Source organism: Streptomyces sp. AgN23, from assembly GCF_001598115.1.
Lineage (GTDB): Bacteria > Actinomycetota > Actinomycetes > Streptomycetales > Streptomycetaceae > Streptomyces > Streptomyces antimycoticus.
Map to the genome: position 1 here is coordinate 550,496 of NZ_CP007153.1, position 20,810 is coordinate 571,305.

Genomic DNA, 20,810 nt, shown 5'->3' on the forward strand with positions numbered 1-20,810 from the left:
TGATCAGCGCCGCCGTGCAGGCGAAACAGGCGGCGGTGGCGCTTCCGAGGGCGACGGCGCGCGCGGGCCCGCGCAGCGCACCGGCCCCGCGATCAGGGCGCCCACGGCGACGGCCACCACCACGCCCACGGGCAGCCACTCGCCGTTCTGCGCCGTGGTCTCGCCATGGGAGGGATCGGCCGCCACCAGGAAGAGCGCGAGCCCGGCGGCGAGCATCACGAACGACAGCCACGTCCGGCCGTCCGGGCGGTGGTGGAAGACCAGACTGCCGACCACCAGGGTGAACAGCAGCTCGCTGACCAGCAGCGGCTGGACCACGGAGAGCCGGCCGACCGCCAGCGCGCCCACCTGCGCCGCCGCCGACACCATCATCGCGGCCAGCCCGGCCAGCCAGTACCGGCGGCGCAGCAGACGCGCCAGTCGCACCAGGTTCCGCTTCGGCCCCGGGGCGCCCCGCTCCTCCCGGGCCTGGTCCATCGCGGCCCGCCGCTGCAGTACCGAGGCCATGCCGTTGCCCAGGGCGGACAGCAGGGCCAGCAACACCGCCAGGACGCTCACCGGGGTCACCCGAAGCGTGCGGCCAACCGGTGATACAGGCCGGGAGCCACCGCGCGGGCCACCGAGGGCAGCCGCAGCCAGGCCGGTACGTACACCTCGTCCCGCCCACGCTCGACAGCGTCCCAGACCGCGTCGGCGACCCGCTCGGGCGGCAGCGGACGGGGCAGCCGGCGGGCGTACGGGGCGCCGCGCCGGGCGAAGAACGGGGTGTCCACCACGCCGGGGACCACATGGGTGACACGCACCCCGGCCCGGCTCAGCTCGTAGCGCAGGGCATCGGCGAACACGCCGAGCGCCGCCTTGGCCGCGGAGTACACCGCCTCGCCGCGCACCCCGACGGTTCCGGCCACCGAGCCGATCAGCACGATGTGTCCCCGCCGCTCGGCCTCCATCCGGGGGACGACCATGCGCACCAGGCGCATCGCGGCGAGCAGATCGACGCGGACCACCTGGTCGATGGTGGCGGGCGGCATGGTGGCGAACGGGCCGGCCCAGCCCACGCCCGCCCCCGCGACCAGCAGATCCACCCGTCCGGCGGCCCGGAGGGCGTCCTGGACGAGCGCCTCCGGGCCCTCCGGCGCGGCCAGGTCGACGGGGAAGGCGAGGGCCGACGTCCGGGCGGCCACGCGGTCGAGCCGTTCCCGGTGGCGGCCGCTGACCAGCAGCCGCCAGCCGCCCTCGGCCGCGATCCGGTCGGCGACGGCGGCGCCGATGCCCGAGGAGGCACCGGTCACCAGCGCGACCCTGGTCCCGGTGGGGTCGGCGTACCCGGTGTCCCGCACGTGGCCGCGATCGAGGGGTGCGTCCGGGAGGGGGCGGATCATGGCATCTCCCTGTCTCGCCGCCGACCGGCCGCTGGCCCTGGGTCACCGGCCGTCGAGCGCTTCGGTTTGACGGCGTGCGGAGCGGATACCTCCAGTGAGCCATGAGGAGCCGCGCCTCGCACCATCGGAGGTGGTCATGCACCAGCCGTCGGCACGTTTTCTGGTGGTGAGCGCCGGGATGGGGGCCGGACACGACGCGGTCGCCGCCGAGCTGGTACGCAGGCTGGAGGACTTGGGCCAGGGGGCCGGCCGGGTGGATGTGCTGGAGTTGCTGCCGCATGGGATCGGGGCGGGGCTGCGTTCGTTCTATCGGACGACCATCCGGCGTGCGCCGGTGGTGTACGAGGGCATCTACCGGGCGTTCTTCCGCCCCGGCAGGGGCCCCCGGCCGGGGAGCGCCCCACTGGCGGCGCTCGCCGAGGACCGGCTGCTGGACCTGGTGGAGCGGGAACGGCCGGACGTCGTCGTCCCGGTGTTCCATCTGGCCGCCCAGCTGACCGGCAGACTCCGGGCGCGCGGGGCCCTGGAGGTGCCCAGCGCGGTCGTGGTGACCGATTTCGCGGTACACCGCCAGTGGCTGCATCCGGGCAACGATCTGCATCTGTGTGTCACCCCGGAGGCCGCGGACACAGTGCGCCGGGCGCTCGGCCGTCCTGCGGTGGCCACCGGGCCCGTCGTGGCACCGCGCTTCTTCGCCCCGGCGCCGGGGGCGGCCCGGTGGCGGCGGCAGGTGAGTGCGCTCGCGCCCGGGAGGCCGCCGGTGCTGCTGTCCGTGGGGGCGTGGGGCGCCGGGACGCGGGTGGTGGACACGGCGCGGCTGGTGTCCGGGGCGGGGTATCTGCCGGTGGTGCTGTGCGGCCGGGACGAACGGCTGCGCGCCGAGCTGTCGCGCCGGCCGGATGTGGCGGCCTTCGGCTGGGAGCGGGACATGCCCGGTCTGCTGGCCGCCGTACGGGCCGTGGTGGACAACGCGGCCGGTCAGACCGCGCTGGAGGCGCTGGCCACCGGGGTGCCCGTGATCGGCTACCGCCCCATCCCGGGCCACGGCCGCGAGGGCGTCCGGCGGATGGCCGCGCTGGGGCTCTCGGACCATGCGCGGGACTCGTGGGAGCTGGTGCGGCTGCTCGATGTGCTCACCGAACCCTCCCCGTGGCGGGAGCGCCGTATCGCGGCGGGCCGTCGGCTGTTCGCCGACGACGCCGCCGTCCGGCTGACCGGGGCGGTCGCGCGGACGGCGGCGTCGGGCTGAACCCGTCGAAGGCTGGGCCACGCGAAGGACCCCACCGGGTTTCGGCCCTCGGGACCCTAACCCGCCTTTTTGACGAACTCGGTGGTGTAGGTCTTCTTCAGGTCCACCGTGGCGTTCTTCAGGTTGGGGTTGAACGCCTTGAGGACGCGCTCGACCGTCGCCGGGCCGTCCGCCGGCATCACCCCGTCCTTGGTGAACATCGGCAGGGTGCTCTTGATGGCCTCCACGTAGAGCTTCGCACCGCCCTGCGCGTAGTCGCTCGGCATCTTGGCGGCGATGTCCTCGGCCGAGTGGGTGGACATCCACTTCAGGGTCTTCACGAAGGCGTTGGCCAGCTTCTGCACCGTGTCCTTGTGGCCGTTCACCCAGTCGGCGTTCATGTACAGCGAGGAGGAGGGGTACAGACCGCCGAGCGCCTGCTTGGATCCCTCGGGTGTACGCATGTCGATCAGGACCTTGCCGATTTTCTGGTCCACGATCTGGGCGACCGTGGGATCGGTCGTCATACCGCCCTGGATGGAGCCCTGCTTGAGGGCCGAGATGAAGGTCTGGCCCGCGCCGACCGCCACCGGGGTGAACTCGCTGGTCTTCACGCCGCTGTCGACCGCGAGGTACTTGGTCAGGAAGTCCGTGGAGGAGCCCAGGCCGGTGACACCGAGCTTCTTGCCCTTGAAGTCCTTGGGGGATGCCATCTCCCCCGCCGCCTTGTTGGACACCACCTCGACCTCACCGGGGGCCTGGGCGAGCTGGACGACGGACTCCACCTGCTTGCCCTTGACCTGCAGATCGAGGGTGTGGTCGTAGAAGCCGACGACACCCTGGACATCGCCGGCGACCAGCGAGGTGGTGGCCTGCACTCCGGCCGGCTCGGTGAGCAGCTGGACCTTGAGGCCCTCCGCCTTGAAGTAGCCGAGCCGCTGGGTGAGCATCGCGGGCATGTAGATGACCTTGTCCAGGCCACCCACCATGATCTTGACGTTGCCGTTCTCGCCGCCGGAGGCGCTGGAGTCACTGCCGCAGGCGGTGAGGGTGGTCAGAGCGAGTGCCGCGGCGACGGCGGCCGCGGAGAACTTGGCACAGCTGGGCATGGGTCACGTCCTTGTGAGCGGTGATGAGCTGGGAGGAAGAAGGCGGGGGCTCAGCGGTCTTCGCCGGGCTGGGCGGGCTTCCAGCGGAAGAGCCGCTTCTCCAGGAAGGTCAGCAGCCCCTCGGCGAGCAGGGCCACCACGGCGAGGATCACCATGGCGGCGTACACACCGGCGGCGTTGAAGGTGCCCTGTGAGGAGGACACCAGCAGGCCGAGCCCCTTGGTGGCGCCGATGTACTCGCCGACGATGGCGCCGATGAGGGCGAAGCCGAAGCTGACATGGAGGCTGGTGAAGATCCACGAGGTGGCGGAGGGAATCACCACCTGGAGGGTGACCTGGCGGTTGCTCGCGCCGAGGATCCGGGAGTTGGCCACCAGGTTGCGGTCGACTTCCCGAGCGCCCTGGAAGGCGTTGAAGAAGACGGGGAAGAAGACCAGGACGACGGCCGAGGCGACCTTCGAGGCCGGGCCGAGGCCGAACCAGATCAGGAAGATGGGCGCGAGGACGATGCGCGGCAGCGCGTTGAGCACCTTGATGTACGGGCCGAGCACATCGGCGAGGAAGGCGACCCGGCCGAACGCGATCCCCAGGACCACACCGGCCACCACGCCGATGCCCCAGCCCAGGAGCGCCTCGTAGAGCGTGTACCAGATCTGCTCCCACAGCGAGCCCTGCGCGGTGCCGTGCAGCGCCCACTGCTCGAGCTGATCCCAGATCTTGGAGGGCATCGAGAAGTTGAACGGGTCGATGACGGCGGCACGGGCCAGCCATTCCCACAGCCCGATGACGCCGAGGAGCACCAGGGCGCGGCTGGTCTGGACGAGGATCGCGCGGTTGCGGGCGGCGCGTGCCCGGGCCTTGGTGCGCGTACCCGGCGTCTCGTCGAGGGCGGGGGCCGCGGTGGCGGAGATGGTCTCAGGCATCGACGGCACCCCTCTCACGGGTGATGCGGACCTCTTCGCCGAGCGAGGACCAGATCTCCCGGTAGATCTCCACGAACCGCGGCTCCAGCCGCACCGACTCGACCTTGCGGGGCCGGGGCAGATCGATCTCGAAGACCTCCTTGACGGTGGCCGGTCCGGCCGTCATCACGACGACCTTGTCGGCCAGGGCGATGGACTCCTCCAGGTCGTGGGTGACGAAGACGACACACGCGCCGGTCCCCGCCCACAGCTCCAGCAGTTCGTCCGACATCAGCGCCCGGGTCTGCACATCGAGCGCCGAGAACGGCTCGTCCATGAGCAGGATCTCGGGGTCGTTGACGAAGGTCGACGCGAGCGCCACGCGCTTGCGCTGGCCGCCCGACAGCTGATGCGGATAGCGGTCCTCGAAGGACGAGAGGCCGACCCGGGCCAGCCACTCACGGGCCCGCTCCTTCGCCTCCGGCTTGGGCACACCGCGAAACCGCGGGCCGGCCATCACATTCGACAGCACGCTGCGCCAGGGGAACACCGCGTCCTGCTGGAAGACGAAGCCGACGTTGGAGGCGATGCCGCGGACCGGCTCACCGGCCACCAGCACCTCGCCCTCGGTGGGCTCCTCCAACCCGCTGACCAGCGTCAGTGTCGTGGACTTTCCGCAACCGGTGGGCCCGACGACGGCGACGAACTCACCGTGCCCAACGGTCAGGTCGAGATCCCTGACCGCGGTGTGGAGGGCCCCGGACGGTGTCCGGAACGCCTTGCTCGTTCCCCGCAGCTCGATGGCGGGGCTGGTGTGGCTGCTCATGGCCGGGAGGTTAAAAGTGACCCCGGCCACAGCGGCAGTCTTCTGGTCACAACCCGTCGTTGCGCTCACAAACCGCGTTCTGCTCGTTTTGCTCGCACCCTGGCAACGAAAACGCCACGGAGACTGGGCATACGCCCCGGGCACCCTTACGGTGCGTTCACAGCACCATAAACGGACGAAGTACTACCGCTCGCACATGGCACCGCACGGGATGAGCGAGACGGGAGACAGGGGGCCCATCATGCGCATCCGAGGGCCTCGGCGTGTCTCCGGCCAGGTGCTAGCGGCGCAGCTGTCCATCACCGCCGGGGTGATGGTGCTGGCGACCGCGCTGTTCCTGGCCCCGCTCAGCTCCGAGATCGACAACCAGGCGATGCATCAGGCGCTCGCCATCGCCCAGACCACCGCGGCCGATCCGGACATCGCGCGGGACCTCGCCGCCACCGAGCCCAGCCCCTCGGGTCCGGTGCAGCGGGCGGCCGAACGGATCCGCCGGGCCACCGGGGCGCTGTACATCGTGGTGATGGACTCCCGGGGGGTGCGCTGGTCGCACACCACCACCGCCCGGATCGGCGAACACGTCTCCACCGATCCGGGCGAGGCGCTCGCGGGCCGGGAGGTGCTGCAGATCGACGTGGGCACGCTCGGCCGCTCGGCCCGCGCCAAGGTGCCGCTGCGCTCGAGGGACGGACGGATCATCGGGGCGGTGTCGGTGGGCATCGGCTACGGCAGTGTGCGCGATCAGCTGCTGGCCGCGGTGCCCCGGCTGCTGCTGTACGCGGGGGCGGCGCTCGGGGCGGGTGTCCTGGCGGCGATCGCCGTCTCGCGCCGACTGCGCCGCCGTACGCACGGTGTCGCGTTCGCCGACATCTCGGCGCTGCTGGACGAGCGGGAGGCGATGCTGCACGGCATCCGCGAAGGCGTGGTGGCCTTCGACCGGCACGGCCGGATCCGCCTGATCAACGACGAGGCCGGGCGGTTGCTCGGGATCCGCCCGGACGCCACCGGTCGCACCCTGGAGGAGTCACTGCCACCGGGCCGTACCACCGATGTGCTGGCGGGACGGGTGGACGGGGCGGATCTGCTGACGGTCAGCGGCGCCCGGGTGCTGGTGGCCAACCGTATGCCGACCGAGGACGGCGGGGCGGTGGCGACCCTGCGCGACCGCACCGAGCTGGAGTTGCTGGGCCGCGAGCTGGACAGCACCCGCGGGCTGCTGGACGCGCTGCGGGCCCAGGACCACGAACACGCCAACCGGCTGCACACCCTGCTGGGGCTCCTGGAGCTGGGACTGCACGAGCGAGCGGCACAGTTCGTGGCCGAGCTCACCAACGCCCGGCGCGCCTCGGCCGAGCAGATCTCCGAACGGGTGCACGATCCGCTGCTGTCGGCGCTGCTGGTCGGCAAGTCGGCCATCGTGGCCGAGCGCGGAGTGGCCCTGCGCATCTCGCCCGCGACCCTGCTGGCCGGGCGGGTGGTCGATCCGCGCGATCTGGTGACCGTGCTCGGCAACCTCATCGACAACGCGCTGGACGCGGTGGCCGCACACCCCTCCCCCACCCCGTTCATCGAGGTCGAGTTGAGGGCCGAGGGCACCACCGCGGTACTGCGGGTGAGCGACACCGGTCCGGGGGTGCCACCGGGGATGCGCGAGCAGATCTTCACCGAGGGCTGGTCCACCAAACGGCCCGCCCGCACCGGCTCCCCGGATGCCGGACCCGATGCACACGAGGGGCCCGCCACGGTGTCGCCGCGCGGCCGGGGCATCGGACTGGCCCTGGTACGGCGGCTGGCCGAGCGGTACGGAGGCATGGCCCGGGTCACCGCCCGGGCGGGCGGCGGGGCGGTGTTCACCGTCGTCCTGCCCGAGGCCCTCACCGGGGACGACACGCCCACTCATGAGTTCACCGCAGCAGGAGAGTCACGATGATTGACGTTCTCGTCGTGGACGACGACTTCCACGTCGCCGAGATCAACGCCGCGTATGTGGCCCAGGTGCCCGGCTACCGGGTCACCGCCCGCGCTCATACCGCCGCCCAGGCCCTCGCGGCCCTCGAACGCACCCCGGTCGACCTCGTCCTGCTCGACCACTATCTGCCGGACGAGACCGGGCTGACCCTGGTGCGGCGGATGCGCCAGCTCGGCCATCACGCCGACGTCATCATGGTGACGGCCGCCTGCGATGTGGCCACCGTCCAGGCCGCCATGCGCCATGGCGCACTGCAGTACCTGGTCAAGCCGTTCAGCTTCGCCGGGCTACGGGCCAAGCTGGACGGCTACGCGGGGTTGCGCCGCACCCTGGAGGGCGTCGGCGGGCGCGGCGAGACCGGCCAGGAGAGGGTGGACCGGATCTTCGGCGCCTTCGCAGCCGCCGACACTTCCGGCCCCGCCCTCCCCAAAGGCCACTCCGCGCCCACCGTCGACCTCATACGGCGGGTCCTGGACCAGGCCGACCAGCCGCTCTCCGCCCACGAAGTGGCGGAGCGCACCGGTATCAGCCGCTCCACGGCCCAGCGCTATCTGAAGTACCTCGAACATGCGGGCCGCATCAGCCTCACCCTCAAGTACGGGGACACCGGCCGTCCCGAACACCGCTACACATGGGTGGCGGTGAACTGACGGCACCCTCAGCTGGTGGCCGAGGCCTCGTACAGGCCACGGCCGGAACGCTGGGCCCGGTCCGAGGAGCGCAGCCGCTCGAGGGTGTTGCGCACCGAGTTCACATTGGTGCGGGTCTCGTCGCGGCCCAGGGCATCGTTGACCTCGGAGGCCCGCATGGGACGGCCGGCCTTGCGCAGCGCGGCCAGCACGCTGTCGGCGAGCCCCGTGGAGCGCTCGGAGGTGGTGGCCGTCTCCTTGGTGGCCTTCTCCGCGGGCTTCTCGGCGGCCTTGGTGGCCCTGGCGGGCTTCGCGGTGGCCTTGGTGGTGGCCTTCACCGTGGCCTTGGTGGCCTTGGGAGCCTTCGCCGCGGCCTTCGCGGCGGTCTTCTTGGCGGCGGCGGTCTTCTTGCCCGCCGTCTTGGTGGCCCGCCCGGTGGCCGGCGCCTTGGCCGCCTTGCCCCTGCTGCGCTGACGGCCGATGGCCGCCTTGCGCGTGGCGGCGGAGGTACGGCCGGTGGAGCCCGTGTCCTCGGCGGTCTCCGGCTCGGTCTCGGCCGTGGCCTCGATGGCCGGCTCCGCGGCCGGCTCGGCCGGGGTGGCCTCGGCCACGGGCTTCGCCACCGCCACCGGGGCGCCGTCCACGACCTGCTCCGACACCGTGGCGATGGAGAGCGTCTGCAGGCTGCTCAGAGCGGTGCTGACCGCCTCCAGCCGCTTGGTGACGGCCTCCAAATCACCCTTGAGTGCCTCCTGTTGCTTCTGCAGTTGGGGGAGTTCGGCCTCCAGTACCTCAATGGTCGAACCCACACTGCTGTCCGCGCTCAACGCGTTCACTTCACTTCGTCCCCTTTCTGGGCGTCTGCGCCCATCGCAGCTGTGATTATGCCTGCTGTTCAGACGGTGCGGTGCCCTGTGTGCCACCACGCAAAACAACCACACGTGTCTCAGCACCCCTTGAGAAGCCAACTTTCGGTGAAAACACACGCCTGTCACACCGCGATCCCACGGCCGATGTCATCCGGAAGGGTGGCGCCGCAAACGCGGTGACGACGTGTCAGGCCCCGGTTTTCCGGGTGGCTTCACACGGGTGGTAGAAACACCGTACCCGTCCGAGGAAACAGAGGTAGTCCCATGAAGCTGCGCTGTGCCGTGCTCGACGACTATCAGGACGTGGCGCTGTCGGCGGCCGATTGGTCCGGTGTGCTCGACGCGGTGGAGGTGGTGCCGTTCCATGAGCACATCGCCGGTGAGGAGGCGGTGGCCGAGGCGATCGGGGACTGCGAGATCGTGGTCATCATGCGGGAGCGCACACCCTTCCCCGCATCGCTGTTCGCCCGGCTGCCACGGCTGAAGCTGCTGGTGACCACGGGGATGCGCAACGCGTCGGTCGACCTGGAGGCCGCCGCCCACCACGGCGTCACCGTGTGCGGCACGGGCGGTGCCCCGGAACCGACCACCGAGCTCACCTGGGCGCTGATCCTGGGGCTCGCCCGCCATGTGGTGCCGGAGAACACGGCGCTGCGGGACGGCGGGCCATGGCAGAGCACCGTCGGCACCGATCTGCACGGTCGCCGTCTGGGGTTGCTGGGGCTGGGGCGGATCGGCACCCAGGTGGCGCGGGTCGGCCGGGCCTTCGGCATGGAGGTGGCCGCCTGGAGCGAGAATCTCACGGCCGAGCGCGCGGAGGCGGAGGGGGTGCGACCGGCCGGCTCCAAGGAGGAGTTGCTGGAGACCAGCGACATCGTCTCGGTGCATCTGGTGCTCAGCGGCCGCACCCGGGGGCTGCTGGGCGCGGCGGAGCTGAGGCGGATGCGTCCCACGGCGCTTCTGGTGAACACCTCCCGCGCGGCGATCGTGGACCAGGCGGCGCTCGCGGAGGCGCTGCGGGACGGCTGGATCGCGGGTGCGGGGGTCGATGTGTTCGAACGGGAGCCGCTGCCGCCGGGCGATCCGTTCCGCACCCTGCCGAATCTGCTGGCCACCCCGCACCTCGGTTATGTCACCCGGGGCAACTACGAGCGGTTCTACGGCGATGTGGTGGAGGACATCCGCGCCTATCTGAACGGGGCGCCCATCCGCCGACTGAGCCCGCCGGCCTGACCGCCGGGATCGGCGTCCTGCGTCAAGGGCACTCATTCCAGGGCGTGTTGGGACCATCGAGGGCCCGGCCGCCCTCGTTCGCCCCTTCCACGCTCAGCCACCGGTCGTCTTCCCGGGCTGAAAGCGACGCATGCCCTCCGCCCGGTGGACACTATTCCGTTTCGCCTTCGTCATACCGGACAGGCTGCCTGGCACGGACAACCCATCGGCCCGCACAACAGACCGGTGCCCGGTCCACCGACCCGGCACCGCGGACGGAGGGAACGTGGCTCACAGCACACCCGGAATGCCGGCAACCGACAGGGCATCGGCCGGACAGGACGCCCTGCGGCACGACGACGGCGGCGGCGGATCGGGGACACCACCACCGACCCGGCGCGGCATGCTCTCGGTGGCCGCGGCGGCCGGGATCGGCCTGCTCGCCGGCTGCGGCGAGGAGTCGGCCGGTTCGCCCTCCGGAGCGGGCCCGCAAGGCTCCGGCAAGGCGGAGCGCTCCCCGTCCGCCACCCCCTCCAAAAGTTCCCCCTCCCCCACCCCGAAGCCGCGGCCCGAGCTGCCCCGGGGCGGCCGGGAGCTGTCCCGCTACCGCCTGGTGGGCTATTGCGGACTGCCCGGGGCCGCCGCGCTCGGTCGGCTCGGCATCGGGGACCTCGACGACCAGGTGCGCCAGATCGAGAAGACCGCCCGCGCCTACGCCGCGGACCGCGAACCGCAGCCGGTACTCGAACTCCTCGCGACCGTCGCCAACAGCAGCGCGGGCCCCGACGGCACCTACCGCTCGCGCACCTCCCCCGACACGATCCGCCGCTTCCACGACGCGGCCAAGCGCCATCGCGCCCTGCTGCTGCTGAACATCCAGCCGGGCCGGGCTTCGGTCCTCGGCGAGGTCAAGGCGTTGCGCGAATGGCTGGTCCACCCCGACGTCGGCATAGCCCTGGACCCGGAATGGGAGATGGGGCCGGGCGAGGTGCCGGGGAACACCTACGGCCACACCAGCGGCAAGGAGCTCACCGATGTGGCCCGCTATCTCTCCGGGATCATCGACGAACACGATCTGCCGCAGAAGCCGCTCGTCTTCCACCAGGTGGCCGTGTCCGTCGTCAGCGACCAGTCCGCGCTGCGCCCACAGCCCGGTGTGGTGGTCATCAAGAGCGCGGACGGCATCGGATCGCCGGGCATGAAGCGGGACACCTGGCGGCAGTTGGTCAGGAACCAGCCCGAGGGCGTGCGCACCGGCTTCAAGCTCTTCTACGAGGAGGACACCGAGGGGAGCCGGCTGATGACCCCGGAAGAGGTGCTGGCCCTGCGGCCACGCCCGGATTACGTCATGTTCGAGTGAGAGCGGCGGCGCGCGCCACCAACACGGCCGCCCCCGGCCGGAAGGCGGCCGGGGGCGGCGGGGAGAGGGGCGCTCAGGGGCGTGGCGCCGTTTGCACGGTGAGTGGCTCATGGCTGGTGACATCGCCGGAGCCGCGGCGGGTGAAGCGCATGGCGACACAGGCACCCGCGTACAGCACCGCCACGACCAGCAGCAGCGCCTGATAGCCCGTGAGCAGGGCCAGATACTCCAGGGTGCCGCCGAACAGGGAGCCCAGCAGGTTGGCGCCGAAGGCCGCCGTGGGGTCGGAGGTCGCCGCCAGCCGGTCGGAGAAGATGAGGTTGGCGCAGAAGATGGGGGCGAAGGCCAGCGCGATCGCGGCGGCCAGCCGGGGGGCGAAGGGCAGCCCCAGCACCAGATGGGACGGGATAAGCCAGGCGATCGCGAGGCTGGCGAAGAGCATCAGCTGCAGCACGAGCTGATTGACCCGGCGCAGCCTGCGCCGCACCTCCACCGCGCACAGCACGGCGACCAGCACCCCCGCGAAGACCATGGCGTTGACCAGCCAGGTGGTGCCGAAGTAGAGGGCGAAGCCGATCACGTTCTTGGTCTCCAGCAGCATGAACGCCGCGCCGAGCAGGAACATGTCCACATAGCGGGCGGTACGCCGCAGCCGGACCCCGGTCAGCCGTACCGACACCAGGGTCACCAGCAGGATCGCTCCCAGGACCCCGATGTAGAGGGTGGGGATGGTGCGGTGCAGCAGATACGGGAACGGATGGTCGTCGCTGGCGGCCGAGGGCACCGGGCCGGAGGGGCGCCAGGCGGAGGCGGTGCAGGACTGGTCGCTGGAGGTGACACCGGCCACCAGGATGGCCGCCTTCTTGCCTCCGTAGTGGGTGATGCAGGGGGCGTGTCCGAAGACGGAGGTGAGCGTGGAGCCGAACCGGTCGATGAGCCAGTTCTGCCGGTAGTAGTTGTACATGGCGAACGCGCCGCCGGGGGCGAGGTGGCGGTGTGCCGCCTCGAATGCCTGCCGGGTGAACAGATAGCTCTCCAGGCGCAGGTTGCTGGCGCCCGACACCAGGGTCAGGGAGTCCGGCAGGGCGAGGACGACCAGGTCGTAGCGGGTCTTGGTACGTTCGAGGAAGGCCCGGCCGTCGTTGATGTGCACGTGCACCCGGGGGTTGGCGTAGGGCCGGGCCGGATGCAGTGACTCACCGATCTCCTGCAGTCGGGGGTCGATCTCCACCGCGTCCACCCGCTGGGCGCCATTGGCCAGCGCCATCGCCACGTCGTTGCCGTTGCCGGCGCCGATGACCAGCACCCGGCGGTGGGAGTTCCCCGGGGTTTCGCGGTAGGGCTGCTCGTACGGGGAGCCGGGGCGCCCGAGCACCTTCAGCGGGGCGATGGACTGATGCGGTACGCCATTGGCGGAGATCTTGTAGTCCCGGCTGCCGGTGGTCGGCCTGGTCACCTCGATCTTGTAGTACGGGGACCAGGAGATGCCGCTGGCCGCCGTCTCCAGCGCCAGGACGGCCACCATCAAGGCGAGCGGGACCGCGTACCGGATGCTGTTGCGGCGGCCGCCGAGGGTCAGCAAGGCCACCGCGGCGAGCACGCCCCACACCACCGACGGTGCGCGCAGCCAGGAGAGCAGCGCGAAGGACACCGAACCGGTGAGCGAGCCCAGCAGGTCGTAGCGGTACGCCTCCAGCGAGGGCAGCCGACGGAACTGATCCGCCGTCATCTTCCCGATCGCCATCATGATCAGCGCGGTCAGTCCGAAGAGCACCGGCAGGGTCACCCACTGGGGCAGACCGGTGGTCTTCACGGCGGTGAAGTAGATGACCTCGCCGCTGGTCTGCCGCACCTGCACGGGGAACTCGCGCACCAGGACGACGAGAACGGCGAGCGGGATGGGCGCCCAGCGGGTGAGCCACTGCCCGCGGCCGGCGGGCATGAGGAATCCCAGGCCGATCCCGAGGAACGAGCCCAAGAGGATGAAGTTCGAGAAATAGCTCAGATGGACGATATTGGCGCCGGTCCACCGGATCAGCGCGAGCTCGACGAAGAGCATGGTGGCGCTGGCCAGCAGCAGCCTCGCGCGCACGTTTTGCGGTCCTGGGCTGTGCTCCATGGCGGCCACGCTGTCATCCGGGACGGGGCAGGTCGAGCACCCACACGGCCCGTGCCGTCGGCCGGATGGCGGGCGTCCAAGGCATCGGGAAGCGGCCCCGGCCACCTGTCTTCCGTCCGCGCGACGCCTCGCCACCTCGCCACCGCCGAGCCCGTTCGTGCAGGTCAGCCGCGCGGCTTGGGGTGCGGTGCACCGGCCGTGCGGCGTGTGGTGGCCGCGCCGCGGCACGCGGCACGGGCCTGCTGCCCGGGTCACCGCCGTACGGCATTCGGGTCACGGCCCGGCCGGTGTCCGTCACCTGCCCGGGCCAACGCCGGACGCCCACGCGGAGGAGGCGGAGCCCGAGTGGGTGGTCGTGTCGTTCGCGGGCCGAGCACACCGCTGCCCGGCGAACGGCTCGGCACACGGACCTGCGCCGAGGCCGGTGCCCTGGCGGGTACGGTCGTCCGCACCACGCCGGGCACCGGCCCCGAACGGCCGGACGGGGATCCGGGGCAGGGAGAACACCGCTCCGGTCAGCGGACGCTCCCCCGGCCGGCTCTCCCGGTGGCGAAGTAGGGCTTGCACACGGTGCCCACGTAGTCCGTGGCGATCTCCAGCAGACGGCTGCCGTCCGCCGAGGGCAGCAGCGCCGAGCTGTAGTTGGGACACCAGTCGACCACCTTGGAGTCCACCCGCACCGGTGCGGGGATCGAACGCCACGCCCCGGTGCCACCGTTGCTGTTGGTCCACACGGTGGCACCGCTTCCGGCGGCGGTGCTGCCGTCGGCGTTGTTCAGCACCTGACCGATGAGGAACAGCTTGCCCCGGGGATTGCCCGCCTCGGGGGCCCAGGCGAGGTTCGGTGTGTGGGTGAAGTACTTGCCGTCGGCGGTTTCTGGACGGTAGCCGAGGTGAGCGGGGTCCCCCCAGTTCCAGCCGTCCTGCGAGGTCCGGTAGTGGACCACACATGAGTACTGCCCCTGGGCGGCACAGATCTCGTACGCCATGAAGTACTGGCCGCCGGGCAGCTTGCGCACGATGGGCATACCGGGCCGGTCGGAGGCGAGGTTGCTGGCGACGGTGGCGTGGTGGCCCTCCCAGGTGATCCCGTCCGCGCTGCGGGCGGCGATCAGCTTCTGGCTGTGGGCGGGGTCGGTCTCGTCCGAGTAGTGGGCCACCAGGCGCCCACTGGAGTCGATGGAGAACTCCGGCTCCCACAGCCCCTTGGTGCTGGGGGCGGTGGCCACGGTGGACAGATAGGACCAGGTGCGGCCCTGGTCATTGCTGCGGAAGACCCGGATGGCCATCCGGCGGTCCGGCTCGTCCTGGCCGATGGAGGCGGACCACAGCAGGGTCCCGGCGGGCATGCCGCCGACGGCCTGCGGCAGTTCGTACAGGGTGGCGCAGCATTCGCCCTGTCCGCCCGACGCCTCGGGGTCGGCCACCTCGCCCACCTGGCGGAAGGTGGCGCCGTCGTCGGTGCTCTCGTAGATGGCGCCGATCCCGTCCGAGCCGCGGAAGGTGACCACCGAAGCGAGGACGCGGCCGTTGGCGGCGCCGTTGTGCGCGAGTCGCAGGGCGCGGGGGTAAAGGCCGGTGCCGTCGCGCAGCAGGGTGCCGGAGGCGGCCGCGGCCGGGGGCGCCTGGACGGTCAGGAGCGAGCCCAGGACGGTCAAGAGGGTCAGCAGAGCGGGCAGGAAGTGTCTTCGGTACGGCGTGGTCATGCACGCTCCCTCGGGAGGAGTGGTGGTAGGGGGAAGAGCGGCCCGGGCCGCGCGTGGCGCAACGTTAAAGAGAATTTCCAACGTTGTAAATCCCTCGCGCACGCTTCCGCGTGAGCCGAGCGGGGACGCACGAGAGCCAAGCCGGGCCGAGGCCGGCACGCGCCCCCGCCCCGTTACGCCGTGGCGAAACGGGGCGGGCGGGGTGGCTGGGGCAGGCGGGTCAGTGCTCCTGGGCGGTGGGGCGCACCATGATCTCGTTGACGGCGGCATGCGCGGGCTGGACGACCATGAAGGCGATCGCGCGGGCGATATCCTCGGGGCGCAGCCAGGACTCGCGCGCCATGCCACGTGCGACGGTGGCCGTCCTGTCGCCGGCCGTCATCTCGGTGACGGTCATGCCCGGCTCGACCAGCCCCACCCGGACACCGCGGGCGGTCACCTCCTGGCGCATCGCCTCACTGAAGGCGCCCACCGCGTGTTTGGTGGCCGAGTAGACGCTGTTGCCGGGCCGCGCCACCCGGCCGCCCACCGAGCTGACGTTCACCAGGTCCGCCACCCCGCGCGGACCCTCGGACGCCGTCCGCAGCAGATGCGGCAGCGCCTGCCGGGAGGTGTGCAGGACGGCCTCGATATTGAGGGCGATCATCCGCTCCCATGCCTCGGGGTCGCTTTCCTCGACCGTGCCGACGGCCACATAACCGGCGTTGTTCACCAGCACATCGAGCCGTCCGCACTGCTCCGCCGCGTCCTCGACGCACTGACGGGCCTGCGCCGCACTCCGCAGATCGGCGGTGAGGACGGCGCAGGAGCGGCCCTCCTTGCGGAGGGTGGCGGCCAGGTCCTCCAGCCGATCGGTGCGGCGGGCCACCAGTGCGAGATCGGCTCCCTCCCGGGCCAGCGCCAGGGCGGTGGCCGCTCCGATGCCGCTGGACGCGCCGGTCACCAGCGCCGCGCAGCCCGACAGCGGGCCATCGGAGGGCGCGGTGCTCCCGGCCTGCCGGTCGTTCCCGGCGTTCATGTCCGTCACCCTGGCTCCCTGGTCTCGCGGGGGTGGGGAGGCCACGGGGCCGCGTGGCCCGGGCCGCGCTTCGGGTACCCGGTGGAGGCCCGCCCATCACCTCGCGTTCCTCCTTTCACGCCTCCTCTCGGACCAGTCAGCGAAAGGCGCCGCTGTAGGCGTTGAGCGCGGGCTGGCCGCCGAGGTGGGCGTAGAGCACGTTGGAGTCCTTGGGTATCTCCCCGTCGCGGACCAGGTCGATGAGCCCGGCCATGGACTTGCCCTCGTAGACCGGGTCGAGGATCACCCCTTCGAGGCTTCCGGTGAGCCGGATCGCGTCGAGGGTGGAGTCGACCGGGACACCGTAGAGGTCCCCGGCCCAGCCCTCCAGCACGGTGATCTCCTCATCGCGCAGTTCCCGGCCGAGGCCGATCAGAGCGGCGGTCTCGCGTGCGATCTTCGCCACCTGGGCATGGGTCTCGGCCACCTTGGCGGAGGCGTCGATGCCCAGGACACGGCGGGGGCGGTCCTGGCCCGCGAAGCCCGCGATCATGCCCGCCTGGGTGGAGCCGGTGACGCTGCACACCACGATGGTGTCGAAGAAGACGCCCAGCTCCCGCTCCTGCGCCTGGACCTCGCGGGCCCAGTTGGCGAAGCCCAGCCCGCCCAGCGGATGGTCGGAGGCCCCGGCGGGGATCGGATACGGCGTGCCGCCCGCGGCGCGGACGTCCTCCAGGGCGCGGGCCCAGCTGTCCTTGAAGCCGATGCCGAACCCGGCGTCGACCAGGTGCACCCGCGCGCCCATGATCCGGGAGAGCAGGATGTTGCCGACCTTGTCGTTGACGGAGTCGGGCCACTCCACCCAGCTCTCCTGCACCAGGACGGCCTTCAGCCCCAGCTTCGCCGCCACCGCGGCGACCTGGCGGGTGTGGTTGGACTGCACACCGCCGATGCTCACCAGGGTGTCCGCGCCCTTCCGGAGCGCGTCGGGGACGAGGTACTCCAGTTTGCGGGTCTTGTTGCCGCCGAAGGCCAGCCCGCTGTTGCAGTCCTCGCGCTTGGCCCAGATACGCGCCCCGCCGAGACGCTCGCTCAGCCGGTCCAGGGGATGGATGGGGCTGGGACCGAACAGCAAGGGGTGGCGCTCGAAGTCATCGAGGGACATGGGTGACTCCTTATGGGTGGTGCCGGATGCCCGCATGAGTGGTGCCGGATGTCCGCCGATCCCTACCCCGCCGCTCCCCGCCGGCACACGGGCCGGAACCTCCCCGGTGCCTCCCCTTCGGCACACGACCGGCGTATGCCTGTAGGCCGTTGGGGTCCCGCTGCTGTCCAGCCTGAGCACCCTGCCGCCGGGTCGCGGAGACGATCTGTTCCTGAGCCCTCATACCGCTGCCGCCGAGACGGCGCTCGACCGCCGAGTCCGCCCCGTCCGCCCCACTCGCCCAGGGAGCCGAGTTCATGCCCCAGTACTTCCGCGACTCGCCCGAGTCCCTCGTTCCCGACGCGCTCGCGGGCTTCGCCGCCGCCCATGCCGATCTCGTCGCCTACCACCCCGACCACGGATACTTCCGCACCCGCCACTGCGCACCCACCCGCCGCGTCGGGCTGGTCTCGGGAGGCGGTTCCGGCCATGAACCCCTGCACTCCGGCTTCCTCGGTACCGGGATGCTGGACGCCTCCTGTCCCGGGCGGGTCTTCGCCTCGCCCCACAACCGGCAGATCTTCGAGGCCAGCCGGGCCGTCGCCCGGCCCGATGGTGTGCTGCACATCGTCAAGAACTACACCGGTGACCGCATCAACTTCAGCATCGCCGCCGAGCGCCTCGCCCATGAGGGCATCCGCTGCGCACGTGTCCTCATCGACGACGACATCGCCAGCGACTCCGATGACATCGCGGTCGGCCGGCGCGGCACCGGCGCCACCCTGATCATCGAGAAGATCCTCGGCGCCGCCGCCGACGAGGGGCGCGGCCTGGAGGACCTGGTCGCCCTCGGCACCGATGTGACCCGGCGGGCCCGCAGCCTCGCCGTCGCCTCGGCAGCCCACAACACACCCGCCTCAGGGACACCGGCCTTCGCCCTTCCCGACAACATCCTGGAGTTCGGGGTCGGCATCCATGGCGAGCGGGCCGAGGGGACCACCCCGCACGCACCGCTCGGCAAGCTGGTCGAGACCATGACGGACCAACTGCTCGCCGCGCTGCCCGACACCGCGGGGACACGAGTGCTCGCCCTGGTCAACGGGCTGGGCTCGATCACCTCGCTGGAGCTGTACGGCATCCGCCACGCCGTCGCCAAGGCCCTCGACGACCGCGGGGTCGGCCTCGACCGGTCCCTGACCGGCACCTTCGTGAGCGCCCTGGACATGCGGGGCTTCTCGCTGACCCTGTTCGCCACCGACGCGGAGGCGCTGCGGCTGTGGGACGCCCCCGCCCGCACCCCCGCCTGGCCGCTGTGACCCCGCCTCTTTGACCCCGCCTTTTTGACCCCGGCCGGCCCCGTTGGCCCCGCCACCGCCCCGAGGAGTTGCCCCGCTCATGTCCGATCAGCCCGGCCCGAAGGGCCTTACGCACGCAGCCGTCATGGACTGGCTCACACGGTTCGCCGCCACCGTACGCTCCGTGGAACCCGAGCTCACCGCGCTCGATCAGAAGGCGGGCGACGGTGACTTCGGCGGCAATCTGGTCACCGGGATGGACGGCGTCCGCCGTGCGCTGGACGCCCTGGCGGCGGGCGCGGGGAACGGCGAGCGAAACCGGAGGGGGCCGGACGTGCCGCTGGACGCCGCCGCACGCGTCTTCCTCGACGATGTCGGCGGCACCAGCGGCCCCCTGTTCGGGCTGCTCTTCCAGGAGCTGGCCGACGCGCTGGGGATGGCCGCCGCCCCGCCCGGGACCGCCGCGCTGGCCCTGGGCACCGCCGCGGGGGCGGCCGCGATCCAGCGGGTCGGCGAGGCCGAGGTGGGCGACAAGACGATGGTGGACGCCCTCGTGCCCGCCGCGCGGGCCCTCGCTTCGTGCGAACCCACCGCCGACCCCGCGTATGCGCTCCATCTGGCCGCGGTGGCGGCCCATCGGGGCGCCCGCTCCACGACCGATCTGCGCGCCCGGCGCGGGCGTGCCAGCTATACCGGCGACCACGCCCGCGGCGTCCCGGATCCGGGCGCCCTGGCCGTCGCCCTGCTGTTCGCGTCCGCACACGCCGAGCTGACCTCGCTGAGCCGGCTCCCCGTGTCCTGAGGAGGAGGCCGAGGTCATGAGCGGCCCCCGGACGTGCCGCCCGCCGGTGAACGCCGCGAGCGGGCGGCACGTACTGGGATCCGAGTCCTGGGCCCGCATGGGACGGGCAGAGCGGGGCAGACGACCAGGATTCGACTGTCGGCTCGATCGAAAGGGTCCGGGAGAAGCTGTGCAGCAGGAGACCTCCACCCGTGTGGCCACAACACCCCCGGCCGTGCCACGACCGCGCGAAGGCGGCGGGTCGGGCGGCCGGACGCGCGACCCGTACTTCGACAATGCGAAGTACCTCACCATCGTGCTGGTGGCGTGTGGCCACGCATGGGAGCCGCTCACCTACGGCAGCCGGGCGGCCACCGCGATCTACCTGCTGGTCTACGCGTTCCACATGCCCGCGTTCGCCCTCATATCGGGCTACTTCTCGCGGAGTTTCGATATGGCGCCGGGCCGGGTGAAACGGCTGCTCACGGGTGTCGTCGTGCCGTATGTGGTCTTCGAGGTCGCGTACACGCTCTTCTACCGCTGGGCACAGGACGATCCGGGCTATCCGATCAGCCTGCTCGACCCCTGGTATGTGATGTGGTTCCTGGCCGCGCTGTTCATCTGGCGGATCACCACCCCATTGTGGCTCGCGCTGCGCCATCCGGTGCCGGTCGCGCTGGCGGTGGCGGCACTGGCTTCCATCTCACCCGAGGCCGGTGGGGATCTGGGCCTGCAGCGGGTGCTGGCGTTCCTCCCGTTCTTCGTGGTCGGACTCACCCTGCGACCGGACCACTTCACCCGGCTGCGGACCCGGCGGACCCGGCTGATCGCCCTTCCGGTGGCGGCCTTCGCTCTGTGCACGGCGTACGCGGTGGCGCCCTGGACGGACGCGGAGTGGTTCTACCACCGCAAGAGCGTGGCGGCGCTGGACGGCGTACCGTCCTGGGCCGGGCTGCTCACCACGCCCGCCCTCTTCGGCCTGGCGCTGGTGCTGACGGCCTGCTTCCTGGCCTGGGTGCCGGGGCGCCGGACCTGGTTCACCGCGCTCGGTTCGGGGACGCTGTACGGCTATCTGCTGCACGGCTTCATCATCAAGTCGTCCCGTTTCTGGGACTGGTACGACCATCCGTGGCTGCACACCCCGCTCGGGGAGTTGGCCGTCACCGCGGCCGCGGTGCTCATGATCACCGTACTGTGCACGGGACCGGTGCGACGGGTCCTGCGCACGCTGCTGGAGCCACGCATGGACTGGGCGTTCCGCCGCACCGGTTCCTGAGGGCGG

18 protein-coding genes are annotated in these 20,810 nt (G+C 71.5%); 8 read left to right on the forward strand and 10 right to left on the reverse strand.

All coding sequences use genetic code 11. From position 1 onward, the window contains the following. Nucleotides 1-3: 3 nt before the first annotated feature. Both AS97_RS48895 and AS97_RS02670 read right to left on the reverse strand, forming a co-directional pair. Nucleotides 4-558 (reverse strand): DMT family transporter, encoded by a 555-nt coding sequence (locus tag AS97_RS48895; protein WP_349017579.1) that lies wholly within the window; start codon nt 556-558, stop codon nt 4-6. Nucleotides 559-563: 5 nt separating this feature from the next. Continuing rightward, nucleotides 564-1,382 (reverse strand): SDR family NAD(P)-dependent oxidoreductase, encoded by an 819-nt coding sequence (locus AS97_RS02670; RefSeq protein ID WP_125760289.1) that lies wholly within the window; start codon nt 1,380-1,382, stop codon nt 564-566. A gap of 136 nt (nt 1,383-1,518) precedes the next feature. Between AS97_RS02670 and AS97_RS02675 the strand changes: the two genes are divergently transcribed. After that, nucleotides 1,519-2,631, forward strand: coding sequence for a galactosyldiacylglycerol synthase (locus AS97_RS02675; RefSeq protein ID WP_059148406.1), 1,113 nt, complete (start codon nt 1,519-1,521; stop codon nt 2,629-2,631). Nucleotides 2,632-2,687: 56 nt separating this feature from the next. Here the strand turns inward: AS97_RS02675 and AS97_RS02680 are convergent, their stop codons facing one another. From AS97_RS02680 to AS97_RS02690, 3 genes are read right to left on the reverse strand one after another with little or no spacing between them, the layout of a single operon-like run. Beyond that, on the reverse strand, nt 2,688-3,719 hold the full coding sequence (locus AS97_RS02680; protein ID WP_059148244.1) for an ABC transporter substrate-binding protein: 1,032 nt from the start codon (nt 3,717-3,719) through the stop codon (nt 2,688-2,690). A 50-nt stretch (nt 3,720-3,769) separates the two neighbouring features. After that, the gene (locus AS97_RS02685; RefSeq protein WP_210564272.1) at nt 3,770-4,642 is read right to left on the reverse strand and encodes an ABC transporter permease; all 873 of its coding nucleotides are present in this window, start codon (nt 4,640-4,642) and stop codon (nt 3,770-3,772) included. Further along, the gene (locus AS97_RS02690) at nt 4,635-5,447 is read right to left on the reverse strand and encodes an ABC transporter ATP-binding protein (protein WP_059148246.1); all 813 of its coding nucleotides are present in this window, start codon (nt 5,445-5,447) and stop codon (nt 4,635-4,637) included. The genes AS97_RS02685 and AS97_RS02690 overlap by 8 nt, the downstream gene beginning before the upstream one ends. A 241-nt stretch (nt 5,448-5,688) precedes the next feature. Here AS97_RS02690 and AS97_RS02695 point away from each other — a divergent pair, with 241 nt between their 5' ends. Both AS97_RS02695 and AS97_RS02700 read left to right on the forward strand, forming a co-directional pair. Continuing rightward, nucleotides 5,689-7,377, forward strand: coding sequence for a sensor histidine kinase (locus AS97_RS02695; RefSeq protein ID WP_086705674.1), 1,689 nt, complete (start codon nt 5,689-5,691; stop codon nt 7,375-7,377). Then, nucleotides 7,374-8,066: a response regulator gene (locus AS97_RS02700; RefSeq protein WP_059148248.1), complete on the forward strand. Its 693-nt coding sequence runs from the start codon at nt 7,374-7,376 to the stop codon at nt 8,064-8,066. The genes AS97_RS02695 and AS97_RS02700 overlap by 4 nt, the downstream gene beginning before the upstream one ends. Nucleotides 8,067-8,074: 8 nt before the next feature. Here AS97_RS02700 and AS97_RS02705 read toward each other — a convergent pair whose 3' ends face one another. Next, the gene (locus AS97_RS02705; RefSeq protein ID WP_086705675.1) at nt 8,075-8,881 is read right to left on the reverse strand and encodes a prephenate dehydrogenase; all 807 of its coding nucleotides are present in this window, start codon (nt 8,879-8,881) and stop codon (nt 8,075-8,077) included. A 297-nt stretch (nt 8,882-9,178) separates the two neighbouring features. On the opposite strand from AS97_RS02705, the gene AS97_RS02710 reads away from it, so the two are divergent. Then, the gene (locus tag AS97_RS02710; protein WP_125760286.1) at nt 9,179-10,147 is read left to right on the forward strand and encodes a D-2-hydroxyacid dehydrogenase family protein; all 969 of its coding nucleotides are present in this window, start codon (nt 9,179-9,181) and stop codon (nt 10,145-10,147) included. A 286-nt stretch (nt 10,148-10,433) separates the two neighbouring features. Next, nucleotides 10,434-11,486 carry a hypothetical protein gene (locus tag AS97_RS02715; protein WP_247204206.1) on the forward strand — a complete coding sequence of 351 codons (1,053 nt, stop codon included), beginning with the start codon at nt 10,434-10,436 and terminating at the stop codon, nt 11,484-11,486. 73 nt (nt 11,487-11,559) lie between these two features. On the opposite strand, the gene AS97_RS48430 is transcribed toward AS97_RS02715, so the two are convergent. The 4 genes from AS97_RS48430 to AS97_RS02735 form a co-directional block, all read right to left on the reverse strand. Beyond that, entirely contained in the window at nt 11,560-13,578 is a 2,019-nt protein-coding gene (locus AS97_RS48430) for a spermidine synthase (protein ID WP_282615672.1), read from the reverse strand. A 542-nt stretch (nt 13,579-14,120) separates the two neighbouring features. Then, a complete protein-coding gene (locus AS97_RS02725) occupies nt 14,121-15,311 on the reverse strand; it encodes a sialidase family protein (RefSeq protein ID WP_059148252.1) in 1,191 nt (396 codons plus the stop codon). Between the two features lie 220 nt (nt 15,312-15,531). Then, entirely contained in the window at nt 15,532-16,329 is a 798-nt protein-coding gene (locus AS97_RS02730) for an SDR family NAD(P)-dependent oxidoreductase (RefSeq protein ID WP_059148408.1), read from the reverse strand. Nucleotides 16,330-16,465: 136 nt separating this feature from the next. Then, the gene (locus AS97_RS02735) at nt 16,466-17,473 is read right to left on the reverse strand and encodes a 1-aminocyclopropane-1-carboxylate deaminase (RefSeq protein ID WP_086710898.1); all 1,008 of its coding nucleotides are present in this window, start codon (nt 17,471-17,473) and stop codon (nt 16,466-16,468) included. A 296-nt stretch (nt 17,474-17,769) separates the two neighbouring features. Between AS97_RS02735 and AS97_RS02740 the strand changes: the two genes are divergently transcribed. From AS97_RS02740 to AS97_RS02750, 3 genes are all read left to right on the forward strand, one after another. Continuing rightward, on the forward strand, nt 17,770-18,768 hold the full coding sequence (locus tag AS97_RS02740; protein WP_059148254.1) for a dihydroxyacetone kinase subunit DhaK: 999 nt from the start codon (nt 17,770-17,772) through the stop codon (nt 18,766-18,768). A gap of 79 nt (nt 18,769-18,847) precedes the next feature. Then, complete coding sequence (locus tag AS97_RS02745; RefSeq protein WP_059148255.1) at nt 18,848-19,549, forward strand: DAK2 domain-containing protein; 702 nt, start codon at nt 18,848-18,850, stop codon at nt 19,547-19,549. Between the two features lie 193 nt (nt 19,550-19,742). Continuing rightward, complete coding sequence (locus AS97_RS02750; protein ID WP_247204758.1) at nt 19,743-20,804, forward strand: acyltransferase family protein; 1,062 nt, start codon at nt 19,743-19,745, stop codon at nt 20,802-20,804. The last annotated feature ends 6 nt before the right edge of the window (nt 20,805-20,810 follow it).